Raw genomic sequence first — 17,292 nt, forward strand, 5'->3', positions numbered from 1 at the left:
TGTCGCCGCTCGCGACTGAGTTAGCGTTGAAATCGGTAATAAACAAAAAAGGGAAGATGCCTGAGTATCTTCCCTTTTTGGTGATATGAGCGGTGACTGCTTTTGCAGGATCAGCCGTGTTGGCGGCGGTCGTTGGCCTGGGCCAGTAGCATGCGGCTTTCACGCAGGAACTGGTCGGCGTGTTCGCCGAAGAAACCGGAGACTTGCGAGAAGGCCGCGATGAAACCGTCCCTGTCTCCTCGCTCCAGCAGCCCCAGCGCTTCGCCGAAGTTTTGGTAGTAGCGGCGGATCATCGCCAGATTCTGCGGTGACGACAAAATGATGTCGGCATAGAGGTGGGGATCCTGAGCGAACAGCCGCCCCACCATGGCGAGCTCCAGCCGGTAGATGGGGGAGCTCAAACTCAGCAGACGATCCAGATTGGCCTGCTCCCGGGAGAGGTGCCAGCCATAGGCAAAGGTGGCGAAGTGACGCAGTGCCTGAATGAGGGTCATCGCCTCATCGTGGGCCTTGGCTTCCACCTGTTGCAAGCGGGCGCCCCAGATGGTCATCTGATCCAGCAGCCATTGGCTGGCGGCGGGGTCACGACCCTGGCAGCAGACGATCACCTGCTTGGCGAGACTCGCCACATCCGGCCCGAACATGGGGTGCAGTCCCAGTACTGGCCCTTGGTGCACCGCCAGCATATGTTCGAGCGGCGCCGCTTTCACGCTGGTGACATCGACCAGCAGGCAGTGGGCGGGCAGGTTGCCGAGCCGGTCGATGATCTGGCAGGTGATATCGATGGGCACCGCCACCATCACCAGACCGGCTCCGGCGAGGATCTCGTCAGCGCGCGGCCAGTCGGCTTGTTCCAGCGTCTCGATCCGATAGCCTGAGAGGCTGAACATATGGCCGAACAAGCGACCAAGCTGGCCCTGACCGCCGATGATGACTACCTTGCCAAGATCCGGCTTTATGCATTTGAAGCCGGTATCTTTCTCGCTGGCATAAGATTCACGCATCACCCGGCGCAGCACGTCTTCGATGAGATCGCCTGGCACTCCCAACTGCTCGGCCTCGGCACGACGGCGGGCCAGCATGCTCGCTTCCCGATCCGGTGCATAGATGGGCAGGCCGTGGCGGCTCTTTACCTCACCCACTTCTCCCACCAGGGCCAGACGGGCGGCAAGCAGATCGATTAGCTGCTTGTCCACCGCATCTATCTTGTCCCTGAGTACATTCAACTCTTCAGCCATATCCAGTCCCTGCTGGCGCCGCGAGCGGCGGCGCCCTGAAATTCAAGATGCAAGTAAGGTATCACGGCGTGAGCGGCTTGATGCCACCAGCGGTGATACCTCGATTGTTCAATAGGTTACGACAAGATACCACGGCTTACCGTGCAGTTCTGCCCTTGAGGGGGTCAGCCAGCTGGTTGTGGCAGCGGGCCAGCAGGGTGGCGGTGGTGTCCCAGTCGATACAGGCATCTGTGATGGAGACCCCGTAGCGCATCTGCTCCTTGGGCTGTTCGCTGGACTGGTTGCCCTCGAACAGGTTGGATTCGAGCATCACCCCGATGATGGAGCGGTTGCCCTCCTGGATCTGGTGGATGACGTTGTCGGCCACCTTGGGCTGCAAGCGGTGATCCTTGCTGGAGTTGCCGTGACTGCAATCCACCACCAGACCGGGCAGCAGGCCCGCTTTCTCCAGCGCCTCTTCCGCCAGCGACACGTTGACCGAGTCGTAGTTGGGATGTTTGCCGCCGCGCAGGATCACGTGGCCATCCGGGTTGCCCTGGGTGCAGCAGCGCAACCTGGCCCTGCTGGTTGATCCCCATAAAGGCGTGAGGGGAGGAGGCCGCCTGCAGCGCATTGATGGCAGTCCCCAAGTTGCCGTCGGTGCCGTTCTTGAAGCCGACCGGCATGGAGAGGCCGGAGGCCATCTCCCTGTGGGTCTGGGATTCGGTGGTGCGGGCGCCGATGGCTGACCAGGAGAAGAGCTCGGCCAGGTATTGCGGGCTGATGGGGTCGAGCGCTTCGGTGGCCAGCGGCAACTCCAGCTCCGCCAGCCAGCAGAGCAGCTCGCGGGCACGGTGCAGCCCCAGCTCCACATCGAAGGTGCCATCCAGATTGGGGTCGTTGATAAAGCCTTTCCAGCCGACCGTGGTGCGCGGCTTCTCAAAGTAGACCCGCATGACAATGTAGAGAGAGTCCTGATAGGCATCATGCAGCGCTTTGAGTCTGGTTGCGTACTCTTTGGCGGCGTCCATGTCGTGGATGGAGCAGGGACCACAGATCACCAGCAAGCGGTGATCGCGACGGTGGATGATGTCGGCGATGGTATTGCGGGCCCCTTGCACGAATGCCAGCGCCTTGTCGGAGATGGGTAACTTCTCCTTGAGCTGGGCAGGCGTGATCATCACTTGTTCGGACTGGATATGGATGTTGTTCAGGGGGTCTCTTTGCATGATTTCATTCTCTCTACTGTATTAAGCCAAAAGCGGTTGTACCCATATGTTTACACTGGTGCCTGCTTTGTTACGCAACCGCCATCACCTTACCAAGGAAAAACAAACAATCAAGTGAAACTAGCGGGTTTACCGCTAAAAAGTCAGATAAATGAGCTGCTATATAGCGCTAACAGGAATAATACAGAGGGTTTTTCGGAGGGTTAATGGTTGTTTTGTAATTTAATGTTTACGGCTTGAGGCGTAAAGGTGCGTTACCCAGCTGTTTATCCACAGTAAATGGTATCTCTGGGAGACTGCAACGCGATGGCAATGATGGTGTGAGGTGGCTATCTGGTCAGCCATAGAAAGAGGGAGCCATGATGGCTCCCTTTGCGGTAGGAAGGGGGATCCCGTCTGGCTGCGGATCAGCGCTTTTGTTTTCCCTGCAGCTCTTTGTTCAGGCGAGTGAGCATCCCCTGGGTGACCAGCACTATGCCCTGCTCGGAGCGGTGGAAGCGACGTGCATCTTCGTCGGCGTTTTCACCGATCACCGTGCCTTCCGGCAGTTTGCACCCCTTGTCGATCACCACCCGGCGCAGTCGGCAACCGGCACCAATCTCCACACCCGGGAAGATAACGGCCTGATCCAGAGTGCAGAAGGAGTCGACCCGCACATTGGTAAAGAGCACCGAACTCAGGATGAAAGAACCACTGACGATGGTGCCCCCGGCAAACATGGAGTTGATGGTCATGCCGTGCTGGCCGTTTCGGTCCTGCACGAACTTGGCGGGAGGAGTCATGTTCTGGCTGGTCCAGATGGGCCAGTCCTGATCGTAGATATCGAGCTCAGGCGTGACGGAAGCGAGATCCATGTTGGCCTCCCAGAAGGAGTCCACGGTGCCCACATCGCGCCAGTAGGGGCGGCGATCCGGACAGCAGCCGACACAGGACATGCCAAACGGGTGAGCGAATGCGGTGCCCTCTTTCACCACGCGGGGGATCACGTCCATGCCGAAATCGTGATGGGACTGCTCGTTGGCAATGTCCTCTTCCAGCAGCTGATAGAGATACTCCGCATCGAAGATATAGACGCCCATGGAGGCCAGCGCGGTGTCGGCCTTGCCCGGCATGGCGGGCGGGTTAGCAGGCTTTTCGACGAAGGCATTGATCTTGCGATCATCATCCACCGCCATTACCCCGAAGGCGCTTGCTTCACTGCGTGGCACCTCGATGCAGGCAACGGTCACCTTGGCGCCCATATTGACGTGGTCGAGCAGCATGGCGGCGTAATCCATCTTGTAGATGTGATCACCTGCCAGCACCACCACATATTTGGGGGCGTGATCGCGGATGATATCCAGATTCTGGTAGACCGCATCGGCGGTACCCCGATACCAGTTCACCTCATCCACCCGCTGCTGGGCAGGGAGCAGATCGATAAACTCGTTCATCTGGTAGCGCAGGAATGACCAGCCCGATTGGAGATGGCGCAACAGGCTGTGGGATTTGTACTGGGTGACGACACCGACCCGACGGATGCCGGAGTTGATGCAGTTGGAGAGCACGAAATCGATGATGCGGAATTTGCCGCCGAAATGAACGGCAGGTTTTGCACGGTTGTCGGTTAACTGTTTGAGGCGACTACCCCGCCCTCCTGCGAGTACCAAAGCCATGGTCTCGTTCAGCAACTGTCTGGATTTTGCTGTATTGGCAGGTTGTAACAACATCTCATATCCCTTTGTAGATAAATCACTACAATGTTGCCTCCTTTGAGCCCTCAAGAAAGTGCTTTCAGTCACATTTTATGGTTTCTGACGTAATAAAATGACCTTTTTGTTATTAAAAGTGACGGGTTGATCCGTCATTGCTTTCAATATGGTCAGTTGTCAATTGAGGCGAGCCGAACGACAAAATGGGCGGCGAGAGAGGAGGGATGGAAAAAGCCCCTGCCAATGGTTGGCAGGGGTCCGGTTCGTTGAGACCCGGTGAGCCGGGCCTGATTAACAAGGTTCAGGCTGCGTTGGCCAGTGGCTCCTCGCTCTTCTTCTGGTAGGCCTGCGGGGTGAGGCCCAGCAGCTCCTGCACGGTCGAGGCGACGGTGATGGAAGAGACGGTGCCCACCAGGATCCCGGCAAACAGGGTGAAGGAGAAGCCGTAGAGGGCGTCACCACCAAACAGCAACAGAGTTCCCACGGTAAACAGGGTGGTGCCCGAGGTGATCATGGTGCGACTGAAGGTCGCCTTGATGGCCACATCGGAGCACTCGTGGATGCCCATCTGGGTACGCGAGCTCAGCAGATCCCGCAGCCTGTCCGAGATGACGATGCTGTCGTTGAGGGAGTAGCCGATCACCGCCATCAAACCGGCGATGATGTTCAGATCGAACTCGATCTGAAAGAGTGACAGCAGCCCCAGCGCCACGATGGCGTCATGCACTACCGAGAGCAGGATGCCGATGGCCTGACGCCACTCGAAGCGAAACGCCAGATAGGCCGACATCGCCAGCGAAGCGACCAGCACCGCCAGCATCCCCTGCTGGAACAGTTCGGCACCCACCTGAGGGCCGACGATGGTGGTGCGCAGCAACTCGACCGGCACCCCCAACTGCTGGGTCAGCATGGTGGCGAGATCTGCCGCGGGCCAGGGCAGTTCGTGGGGGGGCAGCTTGATCAGCCACTCGCCGGGAATACCGGCCGAACTCAGCTCAACGGCTCCCGCCAGCGGGGAGACCAGCATGGCATTGAGCTCATGGGCCTCTTTCAGGGTCTGGATATGAAACTCCAGCAGGATCCCGCCGGTAAAATCGAGCCCCAGAGTGAGGCCGTTCACCAGCAAGATGGCCACGCTGGCCACGGTCAGCAGGATGGAAGCCCACAGGCCAATATAACGCCAACGGGTCAGCCCCATGGCAACGATCATTCTCAACATAATTATCTCCTTGGCCAGCCAGCCTCAGGCTGTTGGCCCATCACGACGTGTCGCGACACGCCGGGAAATAGTGTTCTGCTTTGGCCGCCCCGGCCATATCCATGGCCGATGGCGCAGCCAAAGCCGCTCATCAGAGGGACTGCTATCCCGTTACACCTTCAGCGTGCGCTCGCTGCTGCGTCCCCAGAGGGGGTTGATGATGGCGCGCGTCCCCCAGATCCCGGTGATCATGCTGGAGAGCAGACCCAGAATGAGGGTGATGGAGAAGCCCTGCAGCGGACCGGAGCCGATGGAGTAGAGCACCACAGCGCAGATGAGCGTAGTGATGTTGGCATCGAAAATGGTGTGGAAGGCGGAGCGATAACCAAAATCGATGGCGTTGGCCAGTGAGCCCCCTTCTCGCAGCCGGTCCCTGATCCGCTCGAAGATCAGCACATGGGTATCCACCGCCATGCCCACCGTCAGCACCAGACCGGCGATCCCCGGCAGGGTCAGCACGGCACCCGGCAGCACCGCCAGCATGCCGACCTGCATCAACAGGTTGGCGACCAGCGCCGTGATGGCAACCCAGCCGAATTTGCGGTACCAGGCCATCATGAACAGCATCATGCCTGCCATGCCGAAGGCCAGCGCGGTGAAGCCCGCCTCGATATTCTGCATCCCCAGCGTCGGGCCAATACTGCGTTCTTCCAGGATCTTGAGAGGGGCGGTGAGGGCGCCGGCACGCAGCAGCATGGCCAGCTCCTGAGCTTCCGGCAGACTACCAATGCCGGTGATGCGGAACTGGTTGCCAAGGGCGGTCTGGATGGTGGCGACGTTGATCACTTCGCTTTGGGCGCGCAGTTTGCCCTGGGCGTTAGTCTTGTACTCGGTGAAGACGGTCGCCATCGGCTTGCCCACATGCTGGCGGCTGAACTGGTTCATCTTGCTGCCACCCAGGGTGTCGAGCACGATATTGACCTGGGGTTGACCCATTTCGCCCATGTTGGCGCGGGCATCGACGATGTGCTCGCCGGTGAGTACCGGCTTGCGCGCCATGCCGACGGCCTGACCGTTGCGATCGGCGATATAGAAGTGGCTGTCGGCTTTGGCCTCGTAGAAGGCTAGCGAGGCGGTGGCCCCGATCACCTCTTTCGCCTGCTTGGGGTTGTGCACCCCGGGCAGTTCGATACGGATGCCATCCTGCCCCTGACGCACCACCGAGGCTTCGACGATGCCGAGCTCGTTGATCCGTTTTTTCAGGATCGACAGGTTCTGGGTCACGGCGTTGTTGACCAGCAGGGTACGCTCCGCCTCGCTCAGCACCAGTTTCAGATCATTGCCGGAGCGGGTCAGCTTCCACTGATCCTGACGGGTACCGGCACTCTCCTTGATGATGGCGAGCCAGCTCTCCTGTTCGGCCACCTCCGGCAGGGTGACGGCTACGGCGCCCTGTGCGCTGCGCGTGACGCTGGCGCCGCGCAGGTTGGCTTCACGGAAACGGGTGCGCAGGGTATCCACCAGATTCTTGGTCTGATTGTCGATGACAAAGTCCACGTCCACCCCGATCAGCAGCTGGGAGCCGCCACGCAGGTCGAGCCCCAGCTTGATGGGATCGGCGCCGAGGCGAGTGATCCAGGCCGGCGCGTTGGAGTGAAACTCCAGGGTCAGGGCGGCACTGTCGACCCCTTGCAGCTCCAGCAACTGCTTGGCGCGCTGCTGATCGCCCTGACTGGCAAAGACCAGCTCGACCCGCTCAGGTTGCTCAATGACCTTGATCGGGGTCAGGTGTTTGTCGCTCAGCAACATCTGCTGCTGAGCCGTCAGGCGCTGCTGTCCGTGCAGGCCGAGGGAGGGCTGCTCACCAAAAAAGGTGGGCAGGGAGTAAAAGGTAAAGGTCAACAGCATCAACAGCAGCAGTGCGTACTGCCACTTGCTCATGCGGTTGAGAACGGTGCGATTGCTCTTTCTCATGGCAAACAAGCCTCTGTCAGGAGAATGGTGCCCGGGCCGATAGCAACAAGGCTCGGCAAGGCGCAAAAAATGGGATGCATCAGATGCGGATCAGGCAGCCGCCAGATCCGTCAGGAAGAGGAGATGAGCAAACAGTGGATGTGCCAGCCCCTCCGGGGTCAGGCGTTCAGATAGCTCTGGGTGAAGCGGTATTGCAGATGTTGGCGCTGTAGATGGCGTCGGTGGATCGCGCCAAAGCGATCGCGAAAACTCTGTTTGTGATAGAGCTCGGGTGCCAGCATCAGCCAGCCGAGCAGCAACAGCAGGATGGCTTGGGCCGACCAGCTCTGGATCAGCTCGTAGACCACACTCTTGGGCTGGTTGTCACTGCGCAGTGATTGTTCGAGACGCAGCAGGTGATTCTGATGGCTGCCGACAAACTTGATGATGCCATCATCGCTGTCGCTAAGCTGATTGAACACCTGAGTCTGGCTGTTCACTCTGGGGAGATGCGGGTAGCAGCGGGCCTTCCATTCGGGCGATGGAACAAAGCAGGGTGAGGGCGATAACCAGAGTTACCAGCACCAGTTTTACTTTGTCGATAAGGCGCAAAAAGTTAATTCCCGATAAATAGAAAGGGCAAACTACCACACGCGCCCGGTTTGAACAAGGTTGCCCCGGACGCATGGCACCATTCGGTGCCGCTCGTCAGCTGCCGCTCATCTGCTTGAAGTCGCGGGCATACCCCTTGAGCAGGGAGTAGAGATGGGCCCGCTGGGAGATATCCAGCGACTGGCTCATGGCGCTCAGCCAGTTGACGGTACGCTGGCGTGACTGCTCGGTATAGCCGGTAAAGCGGCCATCCATCAGCCCATCCCCCTCGGCCAGCAGGTCAGTCAGCTCGCGGGTAAAGTCGGGACTCTGGCGCTGCTTCATCAGCCTGTCCAGCTCCTGGGTCCAGGACTCCTGAAACTCGAGCCAGGGGGGCATCAGCTCGTATTGCCATTCGGCCCACTGGGCCACCAGTGGCGCCTGTGCCGGTTTCACCTCGCCAATCCAGAACTCGAGCCGCTTGTTCATCTTGTCGCGAAACTCCGCCAGCATCTGCTCTTTGGGCTCAGTGGCAAAGTCCTTTTGCCGCTCCTGTTGCCGCTTGACCCGATCGGTCATAAAGCGGGCCACCTGCTCGTCGGTCAGGGTGCGCGCCAGCCTGACCGCACGGGGGATAGTGTTTTCCAGCGTGCGGGTCAGGCTCTGCTGCACCGCATCTAGGTTGGTCGAGATCTGCTCCGGCGTCATGGGGCTGGCCACCGCCTTGGCCAGTGCATCGAGATCCCTGGCGTAGCGCGGCAGCTCGTGCTGGCGGTGCCAGGCCATCAGCCCCTTCACTTCGCGGCTGAGCAGATCCTTCTGCGAATAGGAGAGGGCAAAGTAGTCATCCAGCTGCCAGATGATGGCGGTATCGAGCCAGTAGTAGATCACCCGGGTGAGCAGCCGGTCAGCAGCAGGCCGATCAGCAGCAGACCCCAGGTTTTCGGCTTGTGCCAGCGCACCTTGTTTATCATCTGTTACTCCAGTCGTTGCCGGTTGATGGCGATCAGGGTGTCATAGTCGAGTGAGGGCTGTTGCTCTGCCATCAGCAGGGCCCAGAGCAGGCCGATATAGTCGACCCAGGGTAAAAATGCCTCGCTCTGAAAATCGGGCCACTGGTGGCGCGGCACGGCCTGCAGATAGTGCGCTTCCAGCTCGTCGCGCCGCTCGGCGGGCCACTCATGGGTGCGCTGGATGCTGGCGAGCTCAAAGCCGGGGTGACCTGCCGCGCCATACTCCCAGTCGATGACCCAGGGTTTGCTTCCCAACAAGTTAGCCGGATTGAGATCATGGTGGCAAGGGCGCCAGCAATCATTTGGCTCACTGCTGGTGAGCAAGCCCCGCTCCAGGGCGGGCAGCCAGGAGGGAATGCGGGCCAGTCGGGCGCGATAGCCTGCGGCGTGGGCTCGCACCGCCATCACCACCGCAGGCAGCGGCAGGCGATGAAGCTTGCGCAGCACCTCAGCCAGCAGACGGGGCTGATCGACTGCCGGAGGCGCCGCGTGTACCCAGTTTGGCTCATCGCACCATTCGAGCAGCATCAGACCGCTGGCGGGATCGCCATAGTGGCAAGGCAGCGCCAATCCTTCGGCCATCGCCCCCTGATAAAGCTGCCACTCGGTGGGGCGGTCGATGCCAAGGCGCACTGGGTCGGAGTGGCCCTGACGCAAAAAGTAACTGCGCCCCGAGGGGAGGCGCAGTCGATAGTTGCAGTTGGTCAGACCTAACCCGAGTGTTTCCAGCTGCCCCTTCCGCCAGGGGGCGGGCAGGCTGGCCAGTAGCGGATCACAGTTGCCTGTCACCAGGAGCCTGTTACCAGCCAAAGGTGGATTTCTTCGCCTGTTTGCGGATCTCTTTCTGATCGGCCCACAGCAGTTCGCCGTTTTGCAGATCCATCAGGTTCATGGTCATCTGGTAGTAGACATCCTTCACCTTGCCATTGTCCTTGACGATGCTGGCGAGGTTGCCATAGACCATGTAGCGGGCACCGGTCTGCTTGCCAAGCCGCACCATGGAGGCAGGATCCACCATGCCGCTGCTCTGCTGATATTCGAGCTGCTGCTTGACGGCGGCCACCTTGCTCATGTCGACGAAGCGGAACTTGCCGGCCCGCAGCAACTTGGTGCGGATGGTGTCGGTGATGGCTTCGGTATCGATGTGCTCGGAGGTCTTGTTGCGGATAGAGTCCATAAACATCACCGGACGACCGCCAGCGGTGATCTCGCTGGTGGCGGGGGAGGCGAGCATGGAGTCCGCCATCTTGTCGGCGATGGCCTGCAGGTCGCTTGAGCCGTAATCGACGGTGACGGTTTCGGTTTCAGTGGGATCGCCATAGCTGACGGTGGTGCTGGAGCAGCCGCCCAAGAGCAATGCAGAGGTCAATATCAGCAGGGCATGATTCATTTTCATCAGTAGGATTCCTCAATCACTTCGCGTACGTAAATCCGGTAACCCTGCGCCGCCGGGCTGGGCGCCAGGGCCGAGAGGGTGCGGGTCTGATAGCCATGCAGCTTGATGGGGGTCCAGCCGCGGCCATCGCTGGCGACCTCCTGACCGGCCTCATCATACCAATAGAAGATATATTGCAGCTTGTTATCGCCGCGCTGGGTGCTGGCGGCGGCCACATTGACCTGCAGCAGGCCATTTTGCTGGCGGCGGCTCAGCTCGGTCAGGGTGACGTTGACGTTTTGATGCTGCTCCAGCGTGGGAGCTCCGCCCGCCGGGCCATAGAGCGCCACGCCTGAGGTGTTGGTGGCGCAGCCGGTCAGCAGCAGCGCGAGCCCGAGGGCCAACCCGTATGCTTTCATCTTGCTCTCCTTAATCGGGGTGAGTGGGGCCGCGTGTGAGCCTGCCCGGTTAATTGTCTTGCTCATCTCTCTTCGCCATCTGCTCAGAGCGGCATCACCCGGGTGGTCAGACCGGCGCCGAGGCGCTGTACCCAGACCAGGGTGGTGCGTCCCTTGTGGATGGTGAGCGGCAATTGCCGCTGCGCCGCCCCTGCGCCCAGGGTGAGATTGATGTCACCTGCCGGCACCATTCCCTGCCAGCTCGATGCCTGAGCTGGCAGCGTCAGCCAGCTGCGGGTATCGGCCCGCTCCGAGAGGGTGTTGAAGATCCCCACCAGAATATTGCCCACATCCCCTCCCTCTTTGGCGGCGGTGCGGCGCATCTGCTCCTTGGCCACCAGTCGCAGCGCCTGGCGGGTCAGCATGCCGGGCAGCCGCTCCTGCAGATCTTTGGCGGCCAGCGCTTCCAGCCTGACCAGCTCGCTGGTCTGCCAGGCCCGCTTGCCGACCTCCACCGTCAGCGGGCCGGTGTCGCTGGCCCGATTATCGTAATAGGGGATGGCGACGGTAAAGGTACGAAAATCGCCGCGAGAGGTGGAGATGGGCAGCGGCAGGAACAGTTCTCGCCGTGCCGGGATCAAACCATCTTCAAACAGCACCACCAATTGGCCTTGATCTTTTGCAAGCGGCGGTGCTTTGCGGCCTATCTTTTTCTCGGTCTCGCGGATCTCGTCCGGTGAGCCACGCAGCCGCGCCAGACGCAGCAAGGCATCTTGCAGGCTGCGGTTGTCCGGCGCTATCTGGTAGCCGCGCTGATAGTCGACCCAGGCATCGTTGAGATCCCCGGCCGCCTCATAGAGCACGGCGGAAAAATAGAAGGTGTAGGCGTTCTGAAAACCGTTTTTGACCTTGCCGATCAACCGGTCGAGATCCGGTGCGCCGCGCGACATCAGCTGGCGCATCTCGCCTTCTGCTTCGGCCTCTTCGCTCTCATCCTTCGCCTTGCGCACCTCATCGGCTCGCCGTTTCAGGGCCTGCTCCTGCACCTGATTGGCCCGGCGCACCTCTACCAGGGCGCCATCGGCATCACCCCGTTGCAGATAGTTGAGGGCCAGATAGTGATGCAGCATGGTGCGTTCGTAATCGGGAGTACGATAGGCCATCGACTGATCGTTGGTGAGCAGACTGCCCACCTGATCCAGACCGTGGCTCAGCCGGTATTCGGCCTGATTGTCTTCCCACTGAAGGCGGCTGTCGGCGGCGGTGAACGCCAGCTTGCTGCCCGCATCCTGACCGGCGAGCCAGGCAATGCGCCCCTGTTCGAGCCGATCCAGCACAAAGGTGTCATCCCCAAGGGTGGAGTCGCGCACCTCGGGCAGCGCCTCGGCGGCATGGCCCAGCAGCAGCTGGTTGCGCAGGGGCACCATCTGATCGGAGTAGGAGACGAACATATCCTGCCAGCGGGAGGCGCAGCCTCCCAGCAACAGCAGGGCGCCGCAGAGCAACAGGGCGCTGCGGCAGGTAGAGGCGTGGCGATTCATTACAGGCTGAGCAGCGGTCCCAGCGGCTGGCCACCGACCAGATGCATGTGGATGTGGTAGACCTCCTGCCCGCCGTGGCGGTTGCAGTTCATGATGAGGCGGTAGCCATCTTCGGCGATGCCAGCCTCAGCGGCCAGTTTGCGGGCCACGGTGAACATCCGGCCAAGGGCCAGTTCATGTTCGGCTTCCACGTCATTGACGGTGGGGATCAGTACATTGGGGATGATCAGAATATGGGTTTTGGCCTTGGGCTGGATATCCCGGAATGCGGTGACCAGATCGTCTTGATAAAGGATGTCGGCGGGGATCTCTTTACGGATGATTTTGCTGAAAATGGTTTCTTGCGCCATGGCTAACTCCCTTATATGAAACAGAAAATTGAACTAGAACCCCAAGCGGCTCCCGAAAGGGGGGCGAGCAGCACGCCAAGTGTGACACAAGCCGACATTTGACACAGCTGATGTCCCATTCCCTTCAGTTATTGTTAAAAATACCGATAGCCAGAGGGACGTCATCTGCAGCGCCTGTTCAGGGTGGTCTGCAGGGTATCAAAAGGACGGGGTACTCAGGCAAGGGACTTTTGCATATACAGCGGGACAATAATGAAACAAACAATGTCGGATCTCTCCATCTTGCAGCGAGTCTACCTTGGCTTCGCGATCCTGGTGGCCGTGATGGTGGCCAGTTCACTGCTCACATTTCGTAGTCAGGAGACCCTGGGGAACGCACTGGAGCAGGTTACCCAGCAGTCTATGCCGCTGGTGATTGCCAGCAGTCAGACCCAGATCACCCTGCTCAGCGCCAACAAGTGGCTGGGGGATGTGCTCACCGAGCAGGACCCCAAACAGCTGCCGGCCGAAGTGGCCGAACTGAAACAGGCCAAGGCTGCGGTGGGCAAGAGCCTTGACGTCTTGCTCCAGCAGGTGGCCCACCACCCCGAACTGCAAGGGGAGATGAGCAGCCTCAGCCAGCAGGTCGACAGCTACCTGCAACTGACCGATACCCTGCCCGGCGAACACGAGGCGCTGCTCACCCGGCTGCACAAGGTCAATCTGGCCAAGGGGCAGTTTCAGGTCAGTCTGCCCCAGTTCAAGAAGAGTCTGGGTGACATGATGGTCACCATCGACGACAGCTTTATCAAGATGCTCTCCGAGACCCTGACCACCAAGCTTTCCGCCATCGAACTCTCCACCATGGACGCCCTCAATCAGACCATTCCGGCCCCCATCGAAGGGGCGCTCAAGCGCAACAAGATGCAGATCGAGGGGTTCAACAGCACCATCAAGGATCTGCAGGGGGAGCTCAAGAATTTCGAGAACGACATGGGCCACTATGTTCACGGCTTTGTGCGCGACACCACCGCAAGCGAAGGCGTGCTCTCCCAGTATCTGGCGCTGATGAAGCAGCAGGAGCAGATGCGGGAGAAGAGCAAGCAGGCTAGCGCTCTCATCGTCGAGATCCAGAACCGGCTTGAGCGGATCACCGGCCAGAGTCAACAGTTGATGAGTCAAAGCATTCAGCACGCCAAAGCCACACAGAGCCAGAGCACCCTGACCCAGGGAACCAGCATCGTAGTCGCCATCCTGATCGCCATGCTGGTGGCTTATACCCTGGGCAAGGCCATTCGTCGTCCGCTCAGGGAGTTGCTGCGGGTGCTGACCGAAGTGACCCAGGGCGACATGACCCAGCGCATCGGTTTTCAGAGCAAGAACGAATTCGGCCAGCTGGGCAGCCAGATCAACCTGCTGATTGCCCAGATGGGGGAGGTGCTGGCACAGCTTTCACAAGCGTCTGCCCAGCTTAACGATGCCGCCCACGGCAACCGCCACACCACCGAATCAGTGCGGGCGGATCTGGAGAAACAACGGCAGGAGACCGCCTCGGTCGCCGCAGCCATGACCCAGATGGAGGCCTCGGTGCGCGAGGTGGCGCAGGCCGCCAACCAGACCCTGGAGCGGGTGCAGGATGTGGAGAAGGCCTCCGAGATGGGGCGCAAGGTGATGGCGGGCAATATCACCACCACTCATCAACTTGCAGGCAAATTGCAACAGACCGGCAAGGTGATTGGCGATGTGAGCGCCATGAGCAGCCAGATCGGCAATATCCTCGATGTCATTCGAGGCATCGCCGAGCAGACCAATCTGCTGGCCCTCAACGCCGCCATCGAAGCGGCGCGGGCCGGCGAGCAGGGGCGCGGATTTGCGGTGGTGGCGGATGAGGTGCGCAGTCTGGCGGGCCGTACCGCCCAGTCCACCAGCGAGATCCAGACCATGATCGAGAACCTGCAGCAGGGAGTTGCCAAGGCGGTGATCGTAATGCAGGAGTGCTCCCGCGAGATGGACAGTTGCGTGGATCAGAGCTCTCACGCCAACAACGCCATGGAGGAGGTGCAGGGGATTGTGGTGCTCATCAGCGACATGTCGAGCCAGATCGCCTCTGCCGCCGAGCAGCAGCAGGCCACCAGCGCCGATATCGCCACCAACCTCAACCGCATCTCCGATATCTCGGATCTCAACTATCAGGGGATCGAGCGGGTGGCCGAGACCAGTCAGCAGCTGGACTCCCTCGCCGAGCAGCAGGAGAGCCTGGTCAAGCGCTTCCGCCTCAGCGCCTGATGGTCGAAAGATGAAACAACAAGGCCCCGCAGATGCGGGGCCTTCTGTTTATTACGGTAGTGACAAGGGGATCAGGCGTAGGCAATCGCGCCCTTGCCGACCCCTTCATAGGCGACAATCTTGACGAACTTGTCGCCCACCATCTTCTTCACTTCGCGGGCGATATAGCAGGCCAGCAGCTCGACCGTGGTGTCGGTGTCGATCATCTCTACCTCGGCGGTGGGGATGGCCAGCTGGAACAGCCCCTGGGGCGCCACATATTTGAAGCCGCAGTGATGCTCGCCAAGCTGGGCATTGGCGCGGGGGCTCAAAGCGAGCTCGGTCAGCGCCACCTTGTCCTCTTCGGTGCCGAGGTAGATATCGCCCCAGCGTTCGGCCCAGTTGAACTCAAGCTCCTGGTCGCGCTCACCATCGACATGGATCTCGATGGGAGAGCGGTGGCCGTGGGCGATGCGCTGGCAGTTGCCATCGTGCTTTTTCAGGCCGTGGCTGTAGTGGTAGAAGGCACCGGTGATCGCCTCCTGACGCAGGGTCAGGGAGAGATCCTTGATATTGCCCGGCAGCCGTTTGGCCAGTACCGCCAGCAGGTAGCGGGTCACCGACTCTTTATCAACTTGCGGAGCCGGGATAAAGGCGAAGCCCTGGGATGGGCAGCGCAGATGGATGGAGCGACCCGGGCGCAGCAGATCCACTGTGCTTTCGTCACCATCCAGTGTCTCGACGTGGATCAGCGGGCACTCGGTCGGCACCAGCAGCTTGTGGTCCACCTCTTCATCGATGATCGACTTGATCAGCTTCTTTACCCGGCCAAAGTCCAGCAGCATGCTCATTTCGTTGAGCTCACCGCTCATTTCGATATCTACCAGCCAGCTCTCGCCCACCATGCCGCGGCGTTCGCACAGGTAGCTGGAGTCGATCACGGTCAAATCTCTTACAAATAACTTCATCAGTCAGGCCTTGCTACAGAGAAAGGGCAGTTTTGCGCTATTATGACCCGCGATTATCGGCAAAGGAACTGGAACCCCCCATGAACAAACTGCTTATCAAAAATGCCACCCTGGTCAACGAAGGCCGCATCTATGCCTCCGATGTGTTGATCGAGGGGGAACGGATTGCCCGCATCGCCCCGGATATCGAGGCGCCCGATGCGCTGGTGATCGATGCCGCAGGTCGCCATCTCATCCCCGGAATGATCGATGATCAGGTCCACTTCCGGGAGCCGGGATTGACCCACAAGGGGACTATCGCCAGCGAATCCCGCGCCGCCGTCGCCGGTGGCACCACCAGTTTCATGGAAATGCCCAACGTCAATCCCCAGACCACCACCCTCGACGCCCTCGAAGCCAAATACCAGATCGCCGCCAACTCCTCCGTCGCCAACTACAGCTTCTATCTCGGTGCCACCAACGACAACCTTGAAGAGATCAAGCGTCTCGACCCCAAGCAGTCCTGCGGGGTCAAGGTGTTTATGGGCTCCTCGACCGGCAACATGCTGGTGGACAATCAGGAGACCCTGGCGGCCATCTTCCGCGAAAGTCCGGTGATGATCGTCACCCACTGCGAAGACACTCCGACTATCGCCAAGGCGGAAGAGGCGGCGCGGGCCAAGTGGGGCGAGAATGTGCCGATGGGCGAGCACGGCCGCATTCGCAGTGACGAGGCGTGCTACAAATCCTCCAGCATGGCGGTGGCGCTGGCGAAAAAATACGGTGCCAAGCTGCATGTGCTGCATCTGACCTCGGCCAAGGAGCTGTCGCTGTTTACCGCCAGCCACGACCTGAGCGAGCTGAAGGACAAGAACATCACCGCCGAGGTGTGCGTTCACCACCTCTTCTTCAATGAAGCCGATTACGAGACCCAGGGCAGCCTGATCAAGTGCAACCCTGCGGTGAAGAGTGCCGCCGACCAGCAGGCACTGCTGGATGCGGTACGCAACGATGTGCTCGACATCATCGCTACCGACCACGCGCCCCACACCTGGGAAGAGAAGCAGAACAGCTACTTCAAGGCGCCGTCCGGCGTACCGTTGGTGCAGCACTCTTTGCAGGCGCTGCTGGAGCTCTACCACAACGGCGTGTTTACCCTGGAGACCATCGTCAAGAAGACCTCCCACGCGGTAGCCGAGCGCTTCCAGGTGCAGGATCGCGGTTATATCCGCGAGGGCTACTTCGCCGATCTGGTGCTGCTGGATCTGGGCAAGCCCTATGTGGTCAACGACGACAACATCCTCTACCACTGTGGCTGGTCGCCCTTCAACGGCTACCGCTTCCACAGCACGGTGGAGATGACGCTGGTGAACGGCCAGATCGCCTGGCAAAACGGGCAGGTGACTGATCAGATCCTGGGCAAGCGGCTGACCTTTAACCGCTGATTGTTCGCAAAGCAGGCGAACGCACCGTGGCTTAGGAATTGGCGGCGTTTCCCTGTTGACAGGGCAGGGTCATCTCCATAAAACCTGCCCCCGTCAGCCG

At 60.2% G+C, this 17,292-nt stretch carries 13 protein-coding genes and 2 pseudogenes; 2 read left to right on the forward strand and 13 right to left on the reverse strand.

Annotated features, from left to right (window positions below; all coding sequences use genetic code 11):
• Positions 1 to 110: 110 nt before the first annotated feature.
• The 12 genes and pseudogenes from tyrA to hinT form a co-directional block, all read right to left on the reverse strand.
• Positions 111 to 1,238, reverse strand: coding sequence for a bifunctional chorismate mutase/prephenate dehydrogenase (tyrA, locus tag ACTG2B_RS07895; protein ID WP_439995480.1), 1,128 nt, complete (start codon positions 1,236 to 1,238; stop codon positions 111 to 113).
• 136 nt (positions 1,239 to 1,374) lie between these two features.
• Positions 1,375 to 2,446 (reverse strand): annotated as a pseudogene (locus ACTG2B_RS07900) (3-deoxy-7-phosphoheptulonate synthase).
• 407 nt (positions 2,447 to 2,853) lie between these two features.
• On the reverse strand, positions 2,854 to 4,155 hold the full coding sequence (gene glgC / locus ACTG2B_RS07905) for a glucose-1-phosphate adenylyltransferase (protein WP_005334047.1): 1,302 nt from the start codon (positions 4,153 to 4,155) through the stop codon (positions 2,854 to 2,856).
• A gap of 283 nt (positions 4,156 to 4,438) precedes the next feature.
• A complete protein-coding gene (secF, locus tag ACTG2B_RS07910; RefSeq protein WP_439995481.1) occupies positions 4,439 to 5,356 on the reverse strand; it encodes a protein translocase subunit SecF in 918 nt (305 codons plus the stop codon).
• Between the two features lie 150 nt (positions 5,357 to 5,506).
• Entirely contained in the window at positions 5,507 to 7,309 is a 1,803-nt protein-coding gene (gene secD / locus ACTG2B_RS07915; RefSeq protein ID WP_201936658.1) for a protein translocase subunit SecD, read from the reverse strand.
• Between the two features lie 158 nt (positions 7,310 to 7,467).
• Positions 7,468 to 7,788, reverse strand: coding sequence for a hypothetical protein (locus ACTG2B_RS07920; protein ID WP_439995482.1), 321 nt, complete (start codon positions 7,786 to 7,788; stop codon positions 7,468 to 7,470).
• Positions 7,789 to 7,996: 208 nt separating this feature from the next.
• Positions 7,997 to 8,853: pseudogene (locus ACTG2B_RS07925) on the reverse strand (DUF6279 family lipoprotein).
• Between the two features lie 3 nt (positions 8,854 to 8,856).
• Positions 8,857 to 9,681: a phosphotransferase gene (locus tag ACTG2B_RS07930; protein WP_439995483.1), complete on the reverse strand. Its 825-nt coding sequence runs from the start codon at positions 9,679 to 9,681 to the stop codon at positions 8,857 to 8,859.
• Between the two features lie 10 nt (positions 9,682 to 9,691).
• Positions 9,692 to 10,288 carry a penicillin-binding protein activator LpoB gene (gene lpoB, locus ACTG2B_RS07935; protein WP_005334041.1) on the reverse strand — a complete coding sequence of 199 codons (597 nt, stop codon included), beginning with the start codon at positions 10,286 to 10,288 and terminating at the stop codon, positions 9,692 to 9,694.
• A complete protein-coding gene (locus ACTG2B_RS07940; protein ID WP_005334038.1) occupies positions 10,288 to 10,686 on the reverse strand; it encodes a YcfL family protein in 399 nt (132 codons plus the stop codon). The genes lpoB and ACTG2B_RS07940 overlap by 1 nt, the downstream gene beginning before the upstream one ends.
• Positions 10,687 to 10,769: 83 nt before the next feature.
• Positions 10,770 to 12,206, reverse strand: a complete 1,437-nt coding sequence (locus ACTG2B_RS07945) for a COG3014 family protein (RefSeq protein WP_005361573.1) — start codon at positions 12,204 to 12,206, stop codon at positions 10,770 to 10,772.
• Entirely contained in the window at positions 12,206 to 12,556 is a 351-nt protein-coding gene (hinT, locus tag ACTG2B_RS07950) for a purine nucleoside phosphoramidase (protein WP_005334033.1), read from the reverse strand. The genes ACTG2B_RS07945 and hinT overlap by 1 nt, the downstream gene beginning before the upstream one ends.
• A gap of 252 nt (positions 12,557 to 12,808) precedes the next feature.
• On the opposite strand from hinT, the gene ACTG2B_RS07955 reads away from it, so the two are divergent.
• Positions 12,809 to 14,821, forward strand: coding sequence for a methyl-accepting chemotaxis protein (locus ACTG2B_RS07955; protein ID WP_439995484.1), 2,013 nt, complete (start codon positions 12,809 to 12,811; stop codon positions 14,819 to 14,821).
• 71 nt (positions 14,822 to 14,892) lie between these two features.
• On the opposite strand, the gene ACTG2B_RS07960 is transcribed toward ACTG2B_RS07955, so the two are convergent.
• The gene (locus ACTG2B_RS07960) at positions 14,893 to 15,768 is read right to left on the reverse strand and encodes a 6-pyruvoyl trahydropterin synthase family protein (RefSeq protein ID WP_439995485.1); all 876 of its coding nucleotides are present in this window, start codon (positions 15,766 to 15,768) and stop codon (positions 14,893 to 14,895) included.
• Positions 15,769 to 15,848: 80 nt separating this feature from the next.
• Between ACTG2B_RS07960 and ACTG2B_RS07965 the strand changes: the two genes are divergently transcribed.
• The gene (locus ACTG2B_RS07965; RefSeq protein ID WP_005334027.1) at positions 15,849 to 17,192 is read left to right on the forward strand and encodes a dihydroorotase; all 1,344 of its coding nucleotides are present in this window, start codon (positions 15,849 to 15,851) and stop codon (positions 17,190 to 17,192) included.
• The last annotated feature ends 100 nt before the right edge of the window (positions 17,193 to 17,292 follow it).

It is taken from the genome of Aeromonas sp. 30P, assembly GCF_051919805.1.
Taxonomy (GTDB): Bacteria; Pseudomonadota; Gammaproteobacteria; order Enterobacterales; family Aeromonadaceae; genus Aeromonas; species Aeromonas veronii.